This is a genomic window from Rhodococcus sp. Z13 (assembly GCF_025837095.1).
Taxonomy (GTDB): domain Bacteria; phylum Actinomycetota; class Actinomycetes; order Mycobacteriales; family Mycobacteriaceae; genus Rhodococcus; species Rhodococcus sacchari.
This window is the reverse complement of record NZ_CP107551.1, coordinates 320,372-338,873: the sequence shown is the minus strand read 5'-3', so window position 1 is coordinate 338,873 and position 18,502 is coordinate 320,372. Positions and strand designations below refer to the sequence as shown.

General features: G+C 68.4%; 17 protein-coding genes. 5 read left to right on the top strand and 12 right to left on the bottom strand.

Features of this window, described 5'->3' with window-relative positions; all coding sequences use genetic code 11:
• Position 1 precedes the first annotated feature (1 nt).
• On the top strand, positions 2-514 hold the full coding sequence (locus OED52_RS01545; RefSeq protein WP_264152961.1) for a DUF4334 domain-containing protein: 513 nt from the start codon (positions 2-4) through the stop codon (positions 512-514).
• 36 nt (positions 515-550) lie between these two features.
• Here OED52_RS01545 and OED52_RS01540 read toward each other — a convergent pair whose 3' ends face one another.
• Together OED52_RS01540 and OED52_RS01535 are read right to left on the bottom strand one after the other, a co-directional pair.
• Positions 551-1,435 (bottom strand): oxygenase MpaB family protein, encoded by an 885-nt coding sequence (locus tag OED52_RS01540; RefSeq protein WP_264152960.1) that lies wholly within the window; start codon positions 1,433-1,435, stop codon positions 551-553.
• A gap of 79 nt (positions 1,436-1,514) precedes the next feature.
• On the bottom strand, positions 1,515-2,249 hold the full coding sequence (locus tag OED52_RS01535; protein WP_264152959.1) for a GntR family transcriptional regulator: 735 nt from the start codon (positions 2,247-2,249) through the stop codon (positions 1,515-1,517).
• A gap of 130 nt (positions 2,250-2,379) precedes the next feature.
• On the opposite strand from OED52_RS01535, the gene OED52_RS01530 reads away from it, so the two are divergent.
• Together OED52_RS01530 and OED52_RS01525 are read left to right on the top strand one after the other, a co-directional pair.
• On the top strand, positions 2,380-3,918 hold the full coding sequence (locus OED52_RS01530) for an aldehyde dehydrogenase family protein (protein WP_264152958.1): 1,539 nt from the start codon (positions 2,380-2,382) through the stop codon (positions 3,916-3,918).
• A 4-nt stretch (positions 3,919-3,922) separates the two neighbouring features.
• Entirely contained in the window at positions 3,923-4,888 is a 966-nt protein-coding gene (locus OED52_RS01525) for an oxygenase MpaB family protein (protein ID WP_264152957.1), read from the top strand.
• Positions 4,889-4,972: 84 nt separating this feature from the next.
• Here the strand turns inward: OED52_RS01525 and OED52_RS01520 are convergent, their stop codons facing one another.
• From OED52_RS01520 to OED52_RS01500, 5 genes are all read right to left on the bottom strand, one after another.
• Positions 4,973-6,340, bottom strand: a complete 1,368-nt coding sequence (locus OED52_RS01520; protein WP_264154546.1) for an MFS transporter — start codon at positions 6,338-6,340, stop codon at positions 4,973-4,975.
• Positions 6,341-6,543: 203 nt separating this feature from the next.
• Complete coding sequence (locus OED52_RS01515) at positions 6,544-7,146, bottom strand: TetR/AcrR family transcriptional regulator (RefSeq protein WP_264152956.1); 603 nt, start codon at positions 7,144-7,146, stop codon at positions 6,544-6,546.
• The gene (gene recR / locus OED52_RS01510; RefSeq protein WP_264152955.1) at positions 7,143-7,751 is read right to left on the bottom strand and encodes a recombination mediator RecR; all 609 of its coding nucleotides are present in this window, start codon (positions 7,749-7,751) and stop codon (positions 7,143-7,145) included. The genes OED52_RS01515 and recR overlap by 4 nt, the downstream gene beginning before the upstream one ends.
• Positions 7,752-7,760: 9 nt before the next feature.
• The gene (locus tag OED52_RS01505; protein ID WP_413247698.1) at positions 7,761-8,099 is read right to left on the bottom strand and encodes a YbaB/EbfC family nucleoid-associated protein; all 339 of its coding nucleotides are present in this window, start codon (positions 8,097-8,099) and stop codon (positions 7,761-7,763) included.
• Between the two features lie 76 nt (positions 8,100-8,175).
• The gene (locus OED52_RS01500) at positions 8,176-8,610 is read right to left on the bottom strand and encodes an SRPBCC family protein (protein WP_264152954.1); all 435 of its coding nucleotides are present in this window, start codon (positions 8,608-8,610) and stop codon (positions 8,176-8,178) included.
• A gap of 138 nt (positions 8,611-8,748) precedes the next feature.
• Between OED52_RS01500 and OED52_RS01495 the strand changes: the two genes are divergently transcribed.
• Both OED52_RS01495 and OED52_RS01490 read left to right on the top strand, forming a co-directional pair.
• Positions 8,749-10,191: an FAD-binding oxidoreductase gene (locus OED52_RS01495; protein WP_264152953.1), complete on the top strand. Its 1,443-nt coding sequence runs from the start codon at positions 8,749-8,751 to the stop codon at positions 10,189-10,191.
• On the top strand, positions 10,188-11,495 hold the full coding sequence (locus tag OED52_RS01490) for a class I SAM-dependent methyltransferase (RefSeq protein ID WP_264152952.1): 1,308 nt from the start codon (positions 10,188-10,190) through the stop codon (positions 11,493-11,495). Before OED52_RS01495 ends, OED52_RS01490 begins: the two co-directional genes overlap by 4 nt.
• A 130-nt stretch (positions 11,496-11,625) precedes the next feature.
• On the opposite strand, the gene OED52_RS01485 is transcribed toward OED52_RS01490, so the two are convergent.
• The 5 genes from OED52_RS01485 to OED52_RS01465 all read right to left on the bottom strand — a co-directional run bounded on the left by OED52_RS01485 (position 11,626) and on the right by OED52_RS01465 (position 18,501).
• On the bottom strand, positions 11,626-13,773 hold the full coding sequence (locus OED52_RS01485; protein WP_264152951.1) for a 3-hydroxyacyl-CoA dehydrogenase NAD-binding domain-containing protein: 2,148 nt from the start codon (positions 13,771-13,773) through the stop codon (positions 11,626-11,628).
• Between the two features lie 23 nt (positions 13,774-13,796).
• Positions 13,797-15,011, bottom strand: a complete 1,215-nt coding sequence (locus tag OED52_RS01480; RefSeq protein ID WP_264152950.1) for an acetyl-CoA C-acetyltransferase — start codon at positions 15,009-15,011, stop codon at positions 13,797-13,799.
• Between the two features lie 172 nt (positions 15,012-15,183).
• Complete coding sequence (locus OED52_RS01475) at positions 15,184-15,837, bottom strand: response regulator transcription factor (RefSeq protein ID WP_264152949.1); 654 nt, start codon at positions 15,835-15,837, stop codon at positions 15,184-15,186.
• A complete protein-coding gene (locus OED52_RS01470; protein WP_264152948.1) occupies positions 15,834-17,765 on the bottom strand; it encodes a sensor histidine kinase in 1,932 nt (643 codons plus the stop codon). The genes OED52_RS01475 and OED52_RS01470 overlap by 4 nt, the downstream gene beginning before the upstream one ends.
• Before the next feature lie 40 nt (positions 17,766-17,805).
• Complete coding sequence (locus OED52_RS01465) at positions 17,806-18,501, bottom strand: hypothetical protein (RefSeq protein ID WP_264152947.1); 696 nt, start codon at positions 18,499-18,501, stop codon at positions 17,806-17,808.
• Position 18,502 lies beyond the last annotated feature (1 nt).

The window sequence follows — 18,502 nt, the reverse complement described above, 5'->3', positions numbered from 1 at the left end:
CATGGACGTCGTCCAGCGACTCGCGGAACTGCGGGCACGCACCGACCGGATCGATCCGCGCGAACTCGACGCCCTCTGGAGGGAACTCGCACCCGCGCGCATCGACGATCTCGTCGGATACCGGTGGAAGGGCTTCGGTTTCGACACCGGCCACCGCACCGGCCGGCTGCTCGACAGGATGCGGTGGTACGGCAAGGCGTTCGTCTCGGCGTCCGAGGTGCAGCCCCTGGTGTGTTACGACGACCACGGGGAGTTGTTCTCCGACAAGGAGACCGGTCGCGGCGAGGCGAGCCTGTGGGAGGTCGTCTTCCGCGGTGAGGTCACGGCGACGATGGTCTACGACGGGATGCCCGTGTTCGACCACTTCAAGAAGGTCGACGACGACACCCTCGTCGGCGTCATGAACGGCAAGGGTTCGCTGGTGTTCGACGACGGCGAGCACTACTGGTTCGGCCTCGAGCGCGACACGGCCGTCCGAGCGGCGACCTCCGGAAACCGCGGAACGGCCGGGTGATTCGCATCGCCCGGCCGCTCCGTCGAGGGAACCCGGTCAGATGATGTGGCCGTTGCCCTTCAGGCGACGACGCATGTCGCGCAGGTAGTAGGTGGCGGTCAGCTGACGCACCGGCCGCGGGATCGCGCGGTAGACCGGCGGGAAGACCTTCCAGAACAGGTCGAACCGACGCTGGTCGCGCGGGCTCCAGGGCAGCGCGAACTCCTCGCGCATCCGTTGCGGCAGAAGGCCGATCGTCATGAACCGCTGCAGCGGCATGAGGGTGCGCACGGGCAGCGGGGCGTCGCCGCCGGTGAGGAGGTTGCGCGTGAAGGCGCGCACCTTGGCGTCGACCTCGACGGTCGCGATCATCTCGTCCCAGTAGCGGTCGAACTCCTCGCGCGTCTTCGGCCACATGTGTTCCTTGACCTGCAGCGCCGTGCCGTAGACCGCGGACTGGCGGTAGATGCGCTCGATGTCGGCGTCGGTGAGCGGGCCGAAGATCCGCTCGTACATGTTGACGCCGTTGCGGTACAGCGTTGCCGCAACCCACAATTGGAGTTCGGGATCGAACGCGCTGTAGGTGTCGGACCGCACCGGGGCGTGCGCCTTGTTGACCAGCCGGACGATCTGCTTCTTCTCCTCCGGCGTACCGAGGGTGACGGCGTAGACGTAGGTCATCGTCGTGCGCAGCCGGTCGAGGGGCCGGTCGAGGGTGGTGCTGTGGTCGGCGACGCCGTGCCCGACGCCGCGCAGCGCGAGCTGCAGCAGCACGGTGGCGCCGGCGCCGAGCAGCAGCATCGACTCACCTACGAAGCCGGACAGATCCACCGATCCCGGCGGCAGCGGCGCGGGGCTCGCCGCCCGCTCCTCGGCCGGGCCGTCCACGACCTGCGGGTCGGCCGCGAGAGCCGGAACCCTCTGTTCGGCGTGAGTCGTCATGGGGATCTCCTGACAATGAAAGTACGGGTGCAGCACTGTCGTACAAATTGTGCACACCCGTACTCAGATAGGCAAGTGCCTACGTCGTCTTCGGGTCGATCCCCACCCGCTGACGGTGCGCGGCCAGGCGTGCGGCCGCATCCTCGAACTGCAGGAGGGTCTGGGTGATCACCTCGTTGTGGTCCTGCCGGCCGAGCGCGTCGATCAGGGCGGTGTGCGACCGGACGGCGAGCGTGCCCCAGTCGGTGTCGCGCGCGTAGAGGCGATAGGGGATCGTGCGGGCGGCGGCGTTGAGGAACCAGGCGAGCTTCGGGCTGTCGGCGATGCGGTTGAGTTCGCGGTGGAAGTCGAACTCCGCGTCGGCGATCCGCTCGACGTCCGGGGAGACCCCCTCGGGCAGGGAGACGAGCATGCGCAACCGCTCGTTGAGTTCGGTGAGGCGCCCGAGATCCTCGGACGTGACCCGATCCACCGCGCGCAGCGCGAGTTCGACGGCGATCTGCCCCTGCAGCCAGAAGATGTCGTCGATGTCCTGCCGGGTGAGCGGTGCGACGCGGTAACCGCGGTTGGGGGCGGACTCGACCATCCCCTCGCCCCGTAGGGTCAGCAGGGCCTCGCGCACCGGGGTGACGCTGACACCGAGCTCGGCGGCCGTCTCGTCGAGACGGATGAAGTCCCCCGGGCGCAGCACACCGGACATGATCGATCCCCGCAGGTGCCGCGCTACCTCGTCGGACAACTGGGGACGCCGGCGCATCGGCGCCCCCGATCGTTGCGAGGCCGGGATCCTGGGGGTCTGAGCCGGTGCCGCCATCATCTCTCCTGAAGTAGTCCGGCCAACTGCACACGGGGGTTGTCCAATTGGCCCGAGAGCGCCTAATGTGATGTCCACTACAGCTATCACATCAAATATATGTGATGTGGTCCACCAGGAAGTGTCGAACATGACCCAGAACCTCACCCGACCGAAGAAGGCGAACGCAGCCTCGGACAAGAACTCTGCGGCCGCAGCGAAAAGCGACACCTTCGCGAGCCTCGACCCCCGAAACGGCGAGGTCATCGCCGAATACCCTATCGCCGACGAGGCTGCCGTCCGCGAAGCTGTCGAGCGTGCCCGGGTCGCCGCCCGCTGGTGGGAGGCACAGGGATTCCGGGGCCGCCGCGACTGGCTCCTCGAGTTCAAGAAGGCCATCGCCTCCGACGCCGCCTCGCTGTCCTCCGTGATCTCCAAGGAGACGGGCAAGCCCTACGGCGACGCCTTCCTCGAAGTGATGCTCGCCGTCGAGCACCTCGACTGGGCGGCCAAGAACGCCAAGAAGGTCCTCAAGCCCCGCAAGGTGCCCTCGGGGGTCGCGAGCTTCAACCAGTCCGCGATCCTCGAGTACAAGCCGCTCGGCGTCATCGGCGTCATCGGCCCGTGGAACTACCCCGTCTACACGCCGATGGGTTCGATCGCCTACTCGCTCGCCGCGGGCAACGCCGTGGTGTTCAAGCCGAGTGAGCTCACCCCCGGCGTCGCGAAGTGGCTCGAGGACAAGTGGAACTCGATCGCCCCGACCCAGCCGGTCTTCCAGGTGATCACCGGCCTCGGCGAGACCGGTTCCGCCCTCGTGCGTTCCGGTGTCGACAAGGTCGCCTTCACCGGCTCCGGCCCCACCGCCCGCAAGGTCATGGCGGTGTGCGCCGAGTCGCTGACCCCACTGGTCGCCGAGTGCGGCGGCAAGGACGCGATGATCGTCGCAGCCGACGCGAACATCGACGAGGCCGTCGAGTTCGCCGCCTTCGGTGCGTTCGGCAACGCCGGCCAGACCTGCGCGGGTGTCGAGCGGATCTACGTCGAGGAGCCGGTCTACCAGGAGTTCCTCGACAAGCTCACCGCCACCGTCAAGCGCGCCAAGCCGGGCGGCGACGAGAACTCCACCTACGGCCCGATGACGCTCCCCCGCCAGGTCGACATCGTGCGCAGCCACATCGAGGACGCCCTGAAGTCCGGCGGCAAGGCCGTGCTCGGCGGTGTCGAGTCGGTCGGTGAGCGCGTCGTCGAGCCGGTCATCCTCGCCGACGTGCCGGAGACCTCGGCCGCGGTGTGCGAGGAGACCTTCGGCCCGACCGTCGTGGTCAACAAGGTCCGCGATCTCGACGAGGCCGTCGAGCGCGCCAACGGCACGAACTACGGTCTGGGCGCGTCGATCTTCACGCGCAACAAGAAGAAGGGCCGCCAGCTCGCCGAGCGTCTGCGCAACGGCATGGTGTCGGTCAACTCGGTGCTCGGTTTCGCCGCCATCGCGGCGCTGCCCTTCGGCGGCATCGGCGAGTCGGGCTTCGGCCGCATCCACGGTGCCGACGGCCTGCGCGAGTTCAGCCGCCCGAAGTCGGTCACGGTGGCGAAGTTCAGCTCGCCGCTCAAGCTCATGAGCCTCGAGCGTCCGGAGCGCGACCTGAAGATCTCGCAGGCGATGCTGAAGTTCATGCACGGAAGGTGACCCGATGACCACCACTCCCCCGCGCACCCGCAGCCGGAAACCGGCCGTCGTCGCCACGCCCGAGGCGCGCATCGAGAAGGCGGGCAGTTTCCCGCCGCCGAACCGGGATCCGCATCCGAAGCGGGGCCGGATGGGCTGGGTCGAGGTGATCGAGGGTCTCGACCCGGTGACCCATCACCAGGACATCGTGCGGATCACCGCCGGCTACGAGTTCCCGTGGGACTACCAGCGGTCGCTCGAGTTCGCTCTCTTCCGCACGTACTGCGTGCCCAGCATCTCGGAACTCCTCGCCCGCACCGGCGAGTTCGAGAAGCAGCCGCAGAAGCGGTACGACGACACCGCCCTGCTCATGGCCGAACTCGTCGAGCACGGCTACGACTCCGACCGGGGCCGTGAATCCCTGCGCAACATCAACCGGATGCACGGCAAATACTCGATCGACAACGACGACATGCTGTACGTGCTGTCGACCTTCGTGTACGACCCGCTCGACTGGATCGACCGCTACGGCTGGCGTCGCCTGCACCCGAAGGAACGGCTCGCGTCGTTCTACTTCTACCGGCAGGTCGGCATCCGGATGGGCATCAAGGACATCCCGGAGTCGTTCCAGGAGTTCCACCGCTTCAAGCTCGAGTACGAACGCGAGAAGTTCGTCTACAGCGACGACAACCACGCGATCGGCACGTACACGCTGCGGCTGTTCCAGTCGTGGTACCCGAAGTTCCTGAACAAGGGCATCGAAAAGGTCGTGTTCGCGCTGATCGACGACCGGATGGCGTCGGCCTTCGGCTTCCCCAAGAGCTCCCCGCAGCTCACGGAGGTCGTCGAGGGAGCCCTGCGGGCGCGCTCGGCGTTCGTGCGGCGGCTGCCGAAACGACGGGTGTCGTTGTCGGCGGGCAACGCGACCAACAGGACGTATCCGGGCTACCCCCTCGGATACCGTCCGAGCGATCTCGGCGTCGAGCACTGACGCCACTCCTACCTGGGGGACAGGGGATTCGGCCCCGCATTCCGGTCACGTCGCCGGGATGCGGGGCCGAACCCGTTCCGGAAGTCAGTCCGCGACGAGCGCGAGGGCGCGGCGCGACGGCAGGAAGAACGCCGAGGCGAACACGACGACCGCGCAGCCCGCGCACACGAGATAAGCGATGACGAAGGCCGAGGTGTCGAACCCGAGACCGCCGGCGACGGTGTGGGCGGCGAGCACCGAAGCGACCACCGCGCTGCACACCGTGCTGCCCACGGTGCGGAGCAGGACGTTGACGCCGTTGGCGGCGGCGTTCTGCGACAGCGGGACCGCGCCGAGCAGCAGCACCGGCAGCGTGCAGTACACGAGCGACGTCCCGACCGCGGCGACGAAGACCGCGGCCACCACGAGCCACAGCGGCTTGCCGGGCACGGCATGGATGCAGTAGCCGCCGAGCAGGAAGAGCGCACCGGCCATGATCGTGATCTTGGCGCCGAAACGTTCGGTGATGCGCGAGGCGACGATCGCGAAGATCATCATCGCGAAGCTCGCGGCGAGCTGGCACAGCGCCGCCTGCAGGATGGTCAGGCCGTAGCCGGCGCCGTGTTCCGCCGAGGCCTGCAGCAGCTGGGTGGTGATGAGGGTGTTGCCGTAGAAGGCGAACCCGACGAGCAGCGCGCACAGGTGCGGGGCGAGGACAGACGGCCGCGAGGAGACCCGCAGGTCGACCAGCGGGTTGCGGTTGCGCAGCTGCTGCACACCCCACAGCAGGAACAGCACCACGGCGGCGGCGAAGGTGGTGAGCACGGCGGGGCTCGTCCACCCCCACGTACTGCCCTGCGTGATGGGCACGAGCAGGCAGATCAGCGCGGCCGAGAGCCCCACGGCACCGACCCCGTCGAACCGGCCGCCGGTGCGGGTGCGCGATTCGGGGATGACGATCCACGCAGCGGTCGCCACTCCGGCACCGATCGCCGTGGTCACCCAGAACAGCAGGTGCCAGTCGGCGAACTGGACGATGGCGGCCGCGAAGGGGATGCCCACGGCGGTGCCGATGCCGAGGGTCGAACTGAGCATCGCGATCGACCGGTCGACCTTCTCGCGCGGCAGGACCTCCCGCAGGATCGCCATGCCGATGGGCAGGACGGCCGCACCGGCGCCCTGCAGGCCGCGCGCGAAGATGAGCAGCGCGATGTTGGAGGTCAGCGCGCAGATCAACGATCCGGCGGTCATGAGCGTGAACGCGATGAGCAGCATCCGCCGCTTGCCGACCATGTCGGCGAGCCGCCCGAAGATGGGGGTCATCACCGCGCCGACCAGCAGAGTGCTCGTCACCAGCCACGACACGGCCGTAGGTCCGGCCCCGGTGAAGCCGGGCATGCTCGGCAGCAGCGGGACCATGACGGTCTGCATGATCGCCTGGAAGACCGCGCCGACGGCGAGAACGGGGAACACCAGATGCCGCAGATCCCGGCGCCTGACGGTGGAATCCGCGCCGGAGCGCGTCGCGAGCGCACCGGTGCGTCCGGGAACGTGCAGGCGGAGGGGGAACGACACCGACACGACGCCCTCCCCTCGCCATAGGTAAATAGTCGTTCACCACTCTAAGGTGAACGGCTATTTACCCTCAAGGGAAGTGACCCAAGTCATTCGTGACGCTAAGAACCGCCTCCGTCGATCAGTCGCTGGACCAGAGGGGCGTACACGGCGACCACCTCGTCGATCGTGCCGGTCGCGCGGTCGCGCATCATCCGCCGCCGCATGATCGCCAGCCCCATCACCGCCGACATGGCCAGCTCCGCGCGCAGACGGGCGTCCGGCCCCGGTAACCGTGCGGCGAGGGTGTCGATCATCTGCGTCGAGAAGTTCTCGCGCAGCTTGCGGTTGCTCTCCTCGCTGCCACCGCTCATGAACAGGATGTTCATCGAGAGCGGCTTGTGGGGTTCGAGTGGCCGCGCCAGCAGCGCCACCATCCGCTCCCCCAGGTTCTCGAGCGGCCCGTCGAACAGCAGCTCCGCGGCATGGTGGAAGTCGACGAGCTCGTCGTACAGCTGTTCCTTGGAACCGAAGTACTTGATGATCAGCGGTGCGCTGACCCCGGCGTCCTCCGCGATGTCCTTGAGGGTGATCTCCCGGTAGGGACGCGTCGCGAAGGCCTTGCCCGCCGCGTCGAGGATCAGCGCCCGCGTCTCGTCGGACGTGCGTCGGCGCTGCCTCTCGGGTTCGCCACGATGCGAGGTCTCCGTGCTGCGCACGGTCACATCGCCCGCCTCCCCGACAGGGCTCGTCCCAGGGTCAGCTCGTCGGCGAACTCGAGATCGCCACCCATCGGCAGACCCGACGCGAGGCGGGTGACGCTCAACCCCGGGAAGTCGCGGAGCATCCGCACCAGATAGGTGGCCGTGGCCTCCCCCTCGGTGTTCGGGTCGGTCGCGATGATCACCTCGGTGACGTCGACCCCGTCCTCCTGGTTGCCGATGCGCGTGAGCAGCTCGCGGATGTGCAACTGCTCGGGACCGATGCCGTTGAGCGGATCGAGTGCCCCGCCGAGCACGTGGTAGCGCCCGCGGAACTCGCGGGTGCGCTCGATCGCCTGCACGTCCTTGGGTTCCTCGACCACACAGATCACCGTGCGGTCGCGCCGAGGATCGGCGCAGATCCGGCACCGCTGCTGGTCCGAGACGGTTCCGCACACCTCACAGAACTGCACGCCGTCGCGGATGCGCTGCAGCGTCGCCTGGAGCCGGTCGATCTCCGACGGCTCCACCGACAACAGGTGGAAGGCGATCCGCTGCGCGCTCTTGGGCCCGACACCGGGCAGTTTGCCCAGTTCGTCGATGAGGTCCTGGACCGGTCCTTCGTACAACGCCGACCTCTAGAAACCCGGAAGACCCGGGATACCGCCCCCGAGACCACCGGCGAGCGGACCGAGCTTCTCGGCCGCGATCTCCTGCGCCTTCGCCGAGGCATCGGCGATCGCGCCGACCACGAGATCCTGGAGGGTCTCGACGTCCTCGGGATCGACGACCTTCGGGTCGATCTTCACGGACACGACCTCACCCGTGCCCTTCACCGTCGCCGTGACGAGACCACCGCCGGCCGAACCGGTGACCTCCGCCTGGGCCATCTCGTTCTGCGCGGCGACCAGCTGCTGCTGCATCTGCTGGGCCTGGGCGAGGAGTTGCTGCATGTCGGGCATTCCACCGGGTTGCACGGACACGTCCTTTCTGCAAGTTGTCTGCCAGCCTAGTCGCCCGGCAGGGCGGTCGGTACGGACCGGCGAACGGGCTCTAGTCGAGTTCCTTCTTCAGGTTCTCGAGCAGCTGCTGCTGGATCTTGCGCAGACCCAGCGGAGCGAAGGTCTTCTCGAAGAAGCCCTTGATGCCGCCCGCACCCTTCCACTGCGTGAGGACGACCACGGTCGAACCCGTGCCGTTCGGGACCACGCTGTAGGTGGTCACGAGGGTGGAGTTCGCGTCGGTCTCGGTGACCGTACTGCCCTTCACCGACGCGGTCGCCTGCACGTCGCGCTGACGGCTCTCGGTGGCCTGGAGGATCCAGTGCACGACGGTGCCGTCGCCCCGCCCACCGGCGATCACCCGGTAGTCGCGGTAGTGCTCGGTCAGGATGCGCGGACGCACCGTCTCGTAGTCGGCCAGGGCGGTGAGCACCGCCTCCGGGGCTGCTGCCAACTGGATCGAGCTGCTTGCGCTGACCTGTGCCATCGACGGCTCCTTCTGCGTGTTCGGACCGGAATTACCTCGTGCGACTCACCCCTATCCTGCCCTGTCGCTACACGGACGGATGCGACCGCCGGGTCTATTGTGGATGTGCCACAACGATGCGCCGTTCCAGGGAGTCGAATGCCGATGCCGAGATCGTCACGCACCAAGGGCCCCTACGGAGAGGCCGTCCACCGCGAAGGTGTCGAACGGCTGCTGCGCTCCTATCACGCCATCCCCGCAGACGCGCCCGTGCGGCTGGCGAAGAAGACCTCGAATCTCTTCCGCGCCCGCGCCGCCGTGAACGCTCCCGGTCTCGACGTCTCCGGCCTCGCCGGCGTCATCTCCGTCGACCCCGAGGCCCGCACCGCCGACGTCGCCGGGATGTGCACCTACGAGGACCTCGTGGACGTCACCCTGCAGTACGGCCTGGCCCCGTTCGTGGTGCCCCAGCTCAAGACCATCACCCTGGGCGGCGCCGTCACCGGCCTCGGGATCGAGTCGACCTCCTTCCGCAACGGCCTGCCCCACGAGTCGGTGCTGGAGATGGACATCCTCACCGGCGCCGGGGAGATCGTCACCGCACGTCCGGAGGGCGAGCACGCCGACCTGTTCCGCGGCTTCCCCAATTCCTACGGCAGCCTGGGCTACGCGACACGCCTGCGCATCGAACTCGAGCCGGTGAAGCCGTTCGTCGCGCTGCGTCACCTGCGATTCGACACGATCTCCGATCTGCAGGACGCGCTCACGAAGGTCGTCGACGAACGCGTCTGGGACGACGTGCCGGTCGACTACGTCGACGGCGTCGTCTTCTCCGCGGACGAGAGCTATCTGACCCTCGGCACGCAGACCGACGAACCCGGCCCCGTCAGCGACTACACGAAGGACGACATCTACTACCGGTCGATCCAGCACATCTCGGTAAACCATCCCAAGCAGGACCGCCTGACGATCCACGACTACCTGTGGCGGTGGGACACCGACTGGTTCTGGTGCTCACGGGCCTTCGGCGCCCAGAACCCGAAGATCCGCCGGTTCTGGCCGAAGCAGCTGTTGCGCAGCAGCTTCTACTGGAAGCTCATCGCGATCGACCACAAGTACTCGGTCGCGGATCGCATCGAGGCACGCAAGGGCAACCCGCCGCGCGAACGGGTCGTGCAGGACATCGAGGTGCCCATCGAACGGACGCGGGAGTTCGTCGAATGGTTCCTCGAAGAGATCCCGATCGAACCGATCTGGCTGTGCCCCTTGCGTCTACGCGACGGCAGCTCGGAGGGCGCGACGGATCCGCAGCGCCCATGGCCGCTGTACCCGCTCGAGCCGGGCCGCGCGTACGTCAACGTCGGGTTCTGGTCCTCCGTTCCCAAGGTGCCGGGCGAGATCAAAGGAGCCGCCAACAGGCTGATCGAGAAGAAGGTCGCCGAGCTCGACGGACACAAGTCGCTCTACTCCGACTCGTACTACAGCGAGGACGAGTTCGAGAAATTGTATTACGGCGGTGGTGAATACCCCGCCCTCAAGAAGCAGTACGACCCTCGGTCCCGTCTACTGGACCTCTTTTCGAAGGCGGTGCAACGCAAGTGACCACATTCAAGGCGGAGAGCACGAGATCCACCGAGGACAAGCTCGCTCTCGCGGATATCGTCGAGATCGTCACCGGCGGCGACATGCCGATGCGGTTCACGGCGTACGACGGATCCGCCGTCGGCCCCGAGGACTCCCGGTTCGGGCTGCATCTCGCCACCCCGCGGGGGGCGTCGTACATCGCAACGGCCCCCGGCGATCTCGGCATGGCGCGCGCGTACATCGCCGGCGACCTGCAGGCGAAGGGCGTCCACCCCGGTAACCCCTATCCGCTGCTCGCGGCGCTCGGCGACCTCCACTTCGAGCGTCCGCCGGCCCGGGTCCTCGCCCAGATCGTGAAGTCGCTCGGCACCGAACTGCTCAAGCCGGTCTCCCCGCCGCCGCAGGAGCACCTGCCGCGCTGGCGGCGCATCGCCGAGGGTCTGCGGCACTCGAAGTCCCGTGACGCCGAGGTCATCCACCACCACTACGACGTCTCCAACGAGTTCTACGAGTACGTGCTCGGACCGTCGATGACCTACACCTGCGCGGTCTTCGAGTCGGAGGGCCAGAGCCTCGAGGACGCCCAGGAGAACAAGTATCGTCTCGTCTTCGAGAAACTGGGCCTCGAGCCCGGCGACCGGTTGCTCGACATCGGCTGCGGCTGGGGCGGAATGGTGCGCTACGCCGCCCGTCGCGGCGTGAAGGCCCTCGGCGTGACGCTCTCCAAGGAGCAGGCCGAGTGGGCCCAGAAGGCCATCGCCGAGGAGGGTCTGAGCGATCTCGCCGAGGTTCGTCACTCCGACTACCGCGACGTGCCCGAGGGCGGCTTCGATGCGATCTCGTCGATCGGCCTGACCGAGCACATCGGTGTCGCGAACTACCCGGCCTACTTCCGGTTCCTGCTCGACAAGCTGCGGGCGGGCGGCCTGCTGCTCAACCACTGCATCACGCGCCCGACCAACCGGGGTCGCGTCAAGGCGGGCGGGTTCATCGACCGCTACGTCTTCCCCGACGGGGAGCTGACCGGTTCGGGCCGGATCATCTCCGAGGCGCAGAACGTCGGCTTCGAGGTGCTGCACGAGGAGAACCTGCGCGAGCACTACGCCCTGACGCTCAAGGGCTGGTGCGAATACCTCGAGAAGCACTGGGAGGCCTGCGTCGAGGAGGTCGGTGAGGGCACGGCCCGCCTGTGGGGCCTGTACATGGCCGGTTCGCGACTCGGCTTCGAACGCAACGTCGTCCAGCTGCACCAGGTGCTCGCCGTCAAGCTCGACGACACCCAGCGGCCCCAGGTACCGCTGCGTCCCTGGTGGCAGCCGTAGGGAGAAGTCGCGGGAGGTTGTTGCCGGAAATCCCCACGGAGACCGGCCACAACCTCCCGGAAGTTTCCGCGAACGGGGAAGGCCCCCGACCGGATCCGGTCGGGGGCCTTCCCCGTCTGCGACTCGCGCGTCAGCTGCGCAGCGACGCCGGCGGGGTGAAGCGGTCGCCGTACTTGGCGGCGAGCTCCTCGGCGCGCTTGACGAAGCCTTCCTTGCCACCGGGGTAACCGACGACGAACTGGGCGACACCGCCCGTCCAGGCCGGGAAGCCGATGCCGAGGATCGAGCCGATGTTGGCGTCGGCGGTGGTCTTCAGAACACCCTCGTCGAAGCACTTCTGGGTCTCGATCGCCTCTGCGAAGAGCATGCGGTCGATCAGGTCCTGCAGCGGCACGTCGAGCGTCGCCTTGGTCTGGAAGTGGTCGCGCACGCCCTGCCAGATGCCGAGACGCTTGCCGTTCTCGTCGTACTCGTAGAAGCCGGCCTTCTCGAGGCGGCCCGGACGACCCTGCTCGACCATCCAGTCGATGACGTCCTGTGCGGGATGACGCTCGGCGCCGAGGGTGGTGTCGCCCTGCTTGGCGGCCTCCTCGGTCTCCTTCGCGATCTTCTGCATGAGCTTCATGTTCAGCTCGTCGGTCAGCTGCAGCGGCGGAGCCGGGTAGCCCGCCTGCGATCCGGCCTGCTCGATGGTCGCGGGCTCGATGCCCTCACCGAGCATGGCGATGGCCTCGTTGACGAAGGTGCCGATCACGCGCGAGGTGAAGAAGCCGCGGCTGTCGTTGACGACGATCGGGGTCTTGCGGATCGCGAGCGTGTAGTCGAACACGCGGGCCAGGGCCTCGTCGGAGGTCTTCTCACCCTTGATGATCTCGACCAGCGGCATCTTGTCGACCGGCGAGAAGAAGTGGATGCCGATGAAGTCCTCGGGCCGCTTCACACCGGTTGCGAGGAGGGTGATGGGCAGCGTCGAGGTGTTCGAGCCGAGCAGCGCGTCGGGATCGACGATGTCTTCGATCTCCTGGAAGACCTTGTGCTTGAGCTCGGTGTTCTCGAAGACGGCCTCGATGACGAAGTCGACACCGGCGAAGTCGGCGGCGTCGGCCGTCGGCTTGATGCGGTCGAGCAGCGCCTTCGACTTCTCCTCGGTGGTCTTGCCACGCTGGAGGGCCTTGGCCTCGATCTTCTCCGAGTAGCCCTTGCCACGCTCGGCGGCCTCGAGGGTGACGTCCTTGAGGACGACCTCGAACCCGGCCTTGGCGGAGACGTAGGCGATACCGGCGCCCATCATGCCCGCGCCGAGAACACCGACCTTCTTGATCTCGCGCTTCGGCACGTCCTTCGGACGCGAGGCGCCCGAGTTGATGGACTGCATGTCGAAGAAGAACGCCTGGATCATGTTCTTCGCGACCTGGCCGGTGGCCAGCTCGACGAAGTACCGCGACTCGATGGTCGAGGCGTTGTCGAAGTCGACCTGCGAGCCCTCGACGGCAGCGGCCATGATGGCGCGCGGGGCCGGCATCGGGGCGCCCTTGATCTGCTTGCGCAGGTTCGCGGGGAAGGCCGGGAGGTTCGCGGCCAAGGACGGGGTGGACGGGGTGCCGCCGGGGATCTTGTAGCCCTTGACGTCCCACGGCTGGACGCCGCCCTCGGGGTTGGCCTTGATCCACGCCTTGGCGGCCGGAACGAGCTCCTCGACGCTGCCGACGACCTCGTGGACCAGGCCGACTTCCTTGGCCTTGACGGCGTTGTACTTGTTGCCTTGCAGCAGGACCTGCATCAGGGCGTTCTGGATACCGAGCAGGCGCACGGTGCGGGTGACACCACCGCCACCGGGCAGCAGGCCGAGGCTGACCTCGGGGAGGCCGATCTGGACGCCCTTGACGTCCGCGGCGATGCGGTGGTGCGTCGCGAGGGCGATCTCGAGACCACCACCGAGCGCGGCACCGTTGATGGCGGCCACGACGGGCTTGCCCAGGGTCTCGAGACGACGCAGGTCGGCCTTGATGCCCTCGACCTCGTCGAACGCGGCCTGTGCATCATCCGGGCCGATGGCGATGAGGTTGCGCAGGTCGCCGCCGGCGAAGAAGGTCTTCTTCGCGGAGGTGATCACCACACCGGTGATCGAGTCCTGCTCCTCGTACAGGCGGTCGACGGTGGCCTTCATCGACGCCTTGTAGAGCTCGTTCATCGTGTTCGCGCTCTGGTTGGGGTCGTCGAGGGTGAGCACGACGATACCGTCGGCGTCCTTCTCCCAAGAAATCATGTTGTCGCTCACTGTTGTTCGGATTCCTTCCGGTGTCAGACGCGCTCGATGATGGTGGCCACACCCATGCCGCCACCGATGCACAGGGTGACGAGGGCGCGCTTGGCTCCGCGGCGCTCGAGCTCGTCGACCATCGTGCCGGTGATCATGGCGCCGGTGGCGCCGAGCGGGTGCCCCATCGCGATGGCGCCGCCGTTGACGTTGAGCTTCTCGTCCGGGATCTTCAGATCCTTCTGGAACTTCAGAACGACGGAGGCGAACGCCTCGTTGATCTCGAACAGGTCGATGTCGTCGACCGTCAGCCCTGCGGCGGCGAGAACCTTGTGCGCAGCCGGGGTGGGGCCGGTGAGCATGATCGTCGAGTCGGCACCGGAGGTGGCGGTCGCGACGATGCGGGCACGCGGGGTCAGACCGAGATCCTTGCCGGCCTGCTCGGAACCGACGAGCACGAGGGCCGCGCCGTCGACGATGCCGGAGCTGTTGCCACCGTGGTGGACGTGGTTGATCTTCTCGACGAAGTGGTACTTCTGCAGCGCCACGGCATCGAAACCACCCATCTCACCGATGCCGGCGAACGACGGCTGCAGCTTGGCGAGGCCCTCGAGGGTGGTGTCGGGGCGCATGTGCTCGTCGTGGTCGAGGATGGTCAGGCCGTTCTGGTCCTTGACCGGGACGACCGACTTGGAGAAGTAGCCGCCGGACCAGGCTGCCGCGGCGAGCTGCTGCGAACGCAGGGCATAGGCGTCGACGTCCTCGCGGGTGAAGCCCTCGATGGTGGCGATGAGGTCGGCGGAGATGCCCTGCGGAACCAGGTAGCTGTCGTAGTTGGTGGCGGGATCGAGCATCCACGCACCACCGTCGGAGCCCATGGGCACGCGGGACATCGACTCGACGCCACCGGCGAGGACCAGCTCGTCCCAGCCGGAGCGGACCTTCTGCGCGGCCATGTTGACGGCCTCGAGGCCCGACGCGCAGAAACGGTTGATCTGGACGCCACCCGTGGTGACCGGCAGACCGGAGACGGTGACGGCGGTCCGGGCGATGTCGGCGCCCTGGTCGCCGACGGGGCCGACGACACCGAGGATCAGGTCGGAGATGCGGTTCTCGTCGAGGTCGGGGAAGCGAACACGCAGCTCGTCGATCAGGCCAGTAACCAGGGAGATCGGCTTGACGGAGTGCAGCGAGCCCGTCTTCTTGCCTCGGCCGCGTGGTGTTCGGATGGCTTCATAGATGAATGCCTCGGTGGTCACAGTGCGCAGGTTCCTTCCCGTGCTTGCGGAGCGACGGCACCCACGGCCCCGGTGAAAGGGCCGCCGTGCCCAACCTCCCCCACGGTAGGAGCGCACGAGCACCGGCGGTAAGGACCGAACCGATCGACGTCCGTGACCGAACCGAGCGGACGCACGGTGCGCGCGCGGAGCCTCAGCCGACCCCGAGACCGGCGTCGCGGGCCCGCACGATGGCGGTCGCGCGGTCGGGTGCACCGATCTTGCCGAGGACGTTCGACACGTGGTTGCGGACCGTCTTCTGGCTGAGCACGAGCCGCCGGGAAATCGTCGCGTTGTCGAGTCCGCGGGCCACGAGATCGAGGATCTCGCGTTCCCGCTCGGTCAGTTCCGGGAAGGCCGCCGGAGCGAGGCTGCGGGAGGTCGCGAGGGCGGCGAGCGCCTTGGCGGCGACCGAGGCACCGACGATCATCTCCCCGTCGGCCACCGCCCGCACCGCCCGTTCGACCCCGGACGGATCGGCACCCTTGACGAGATATCCGGACGCGCCGGCCCGGATGGAGGCGACCAGGACGTCCTCGTCCTCGTGCATCGTCACCATCAGGACCCGGACATGCGGCCACTGCCGGACCAGGCTGCGGGTCACGTCGATGCCGGAGCCGTCGCCGAGTTCGATGTCCATGAGCACGACGTCGAACTCACCGGTGACGACCTCGAGCGCCTCACGCGCCGAACTGGCCTGACACACCACCTCGATGCCGTCGAGGGTGGACAGCAGCGCGGTCATGCCCAGCCGGAAGACCGGATGGTCGTCGACCACCGCGACTCGTATCACCCTGCCGGCACTCATGATTCGCACCAGGGTAACCGGGCTCGCACGACGACGCCGCGCGAGGACCCGGATTCGATGCGGACGGTGCCCCCCACCTCCCGGGCGCGTTCGCGCATGCTCTGGGTGCCCACCCCGGCCCGCACGTCGGGCGCCAGGCCCGTACCCTCGTCGACGACGTCGAGGACGAGTACCTCCCCCTCGGTCCCGACCCGCAGGACACATCCGTCGGTGCCGGAGTGGCGGCGGGCGTTGATGATCGCCTCGGAGGCGATCCCGTAGGCCGCCCACGCGACGGGCCCGGAGATCCCGGCGGGGACGTCCGCCCGCAGGTCGACGCGGAATCCGGCGCGACGGTGGGTGCGGACGAGTTCGTCGAGCGCCGCGGCGAGGCCGAGCTCGTCGAGGACGGGCGGCAGCAGGCTGCGCGAGAGCTCCCGCACGCCGTCGACCTGGCGGTCGAGTTCGCGGAGCAGTTCGTCGACGAGTTCGGTGGCGGTCGCGGGATCGACGGTGACGAGATTCCGGGCACCCTGCAGTCCGAGCCGCACCCCAGCGAGCGACGGGCCGAGTCCGTCGTGCAGTTCGCGGCGGATCGTGCGGCGCTCCTCGAGCCGGACCTCCGTGAGGCGACGGCGTGCCGCCTCGAGGTCCTCGGCGGACCGCAGCACCACCAGACCGGCCTCGACGACCGCGGCGAGCTCACCCAGGGCACGGCGGGTGCGCGCGCCGAGCGACTCCCCGGGCGGTGCGGTGACGGCCAGGACCGCGGCGCCGGAACCGAGCGGCACCTCCTCGGCCGGTCCGGTCGGTGTCCCCCACCGTGCCAGCACCTCATCGCCGCGACGGACCTCGACGGATTCGAGGCGCAACGCGGTGCCGATACCCCCGGCGAGTTCGTTCAGCAGCCGCTCGGGGGAATCCGCCCCGGCGAAGTGGCGGCCGAGGATCCGCACGGCGCGGGCCGGGTCGACACCGTCGCCGTAGACGAGGCGGTGCACCCGGCGGCTCAGCCAGGTGCGCGCCGGCTGCACCGCCAGCGCGACCGCGGTGGCGGCGACGGCCTGCGCGAAGACGGACCGGCCCGGCAGCAGCAGCGACACCGCGACCGTCACCGCGAGATAGCAGGCGACGAGCACCGCGACGAGGCTGCCGGCGAGCGCCGCGCGCCCCACCGCGAGGTCGATACCCCACAGCCGCTGGCGCAGGACGACGGCGAGGATCGCGACCGGATAGAAGGCCTGCGTCCCCAGGTGCAGCAGCGGCGTGAGCATCCACGGCACGCCGGGCACGGCGAGGGGGATGTACGACGCCGTCATCATCGCGCTGCCCAGCGCGAGCCAGCCGGTGCCGGCGCGTTCGTCGACCGGCCCTTGGCGGCGGCGCCACAGGACGTGGGCGGACGTCACGAAACCCACGACCACCACCGGTCCGACGAACCACACGTCGGGGATGTCGGTGAACGTGCGGGCCCAGTAGAACCACGCGGTCGTGACGGCACCGGCGAGGACGCCGAGGCGCACGGCGGGACCGGCGGGCCGGTCGCGCACCAGCCACGGGATCACGAGGAACAGCGCGAGGGAGCCGGGGATCCAGGTGGTGTTCTGCAGGGGCGCGACGAAGCCGACGGGCAGTTCGGGTCGCACGAGGGCGAGCTCGGTCCAGCCGTAGGACAGCGCGGCGACACCCACCCCGATCGAGGCGACGGCGAGCAGGATCGGCACCGCGTGCACCCGTCGCGCCAGGATCACCCCGGCGACCGTGCCGTAGACGGCGGCACCGACCACGTCGACGAGGAAGAACAGCTGGTCGGCGTCGACGGCCGGGCGCGCGGCGACGAACACCACGACGGCGGCGACGGCGAGGAGCCAGGAGAGTACGGCGACGACCGCGGCGGGTACCGGAGCTCCGGTACCCGCCGCTCTGTTCGTCGGCTCGGTGTCCTTCATGGTGCGGTGAGTATGCACCCCTGGACCGCCCGCGGCGGAATCAACGCGACTGCCGATCCGCGAGGGCGAATCCCACCCCTGCCACCAGCACCCATACCGGGCCGACGAAGCCTGCCATGTACTGCAGCGGAGAGATCCCCAGGAGCAGGGTCAGTCCTCCGAGCACCACGCTCACCCATCCGATCCACCGTGGCGTGGCACCGTGCCGCAGCGACGCGACGGCGACGGCCACCCCGCTCACCCCGGCACCGACCCACAGCCACGGGATCGTGCCCATCCAGTGCGACGCGAACACCGCGACCTCGGGAACCATCTGGTCGGTGTTGCCGAGACCGAAGAGCAGTTCGGTGTCGAGACCCGTCCCCATCAGGGTCGCGACGGAGGTGAGCACGAGTCCGAATGCTGCAACGGTCGGCACGAGGCTGAACTCCGGCGTCCCCCTGCGGAGCCGGCGTTGCAGTCCCGCGGCGAACACGAGCAGCAGGACGGTGGAGACCATCAGCGTCAGGTGCATCACCAGCATCGGTGTGCGCTCGTCGGCGAAGGCCTGCATGATCGCCACCGCGTTGCCGGCGGTGTCCTCGTTGTAGGCCGCGCTCATGGCCATGCTGGCCTGGATGCCGACCACCCCGGCCAGGCCGGCGACGGCTCCCGTCCACGCCCAGATCGGGCCCGGGGTGGTGCGCTCGGGGGTGATCGTCGTCGATGGCGAGGTCTCTGCGCCCAGAGTGTTCATC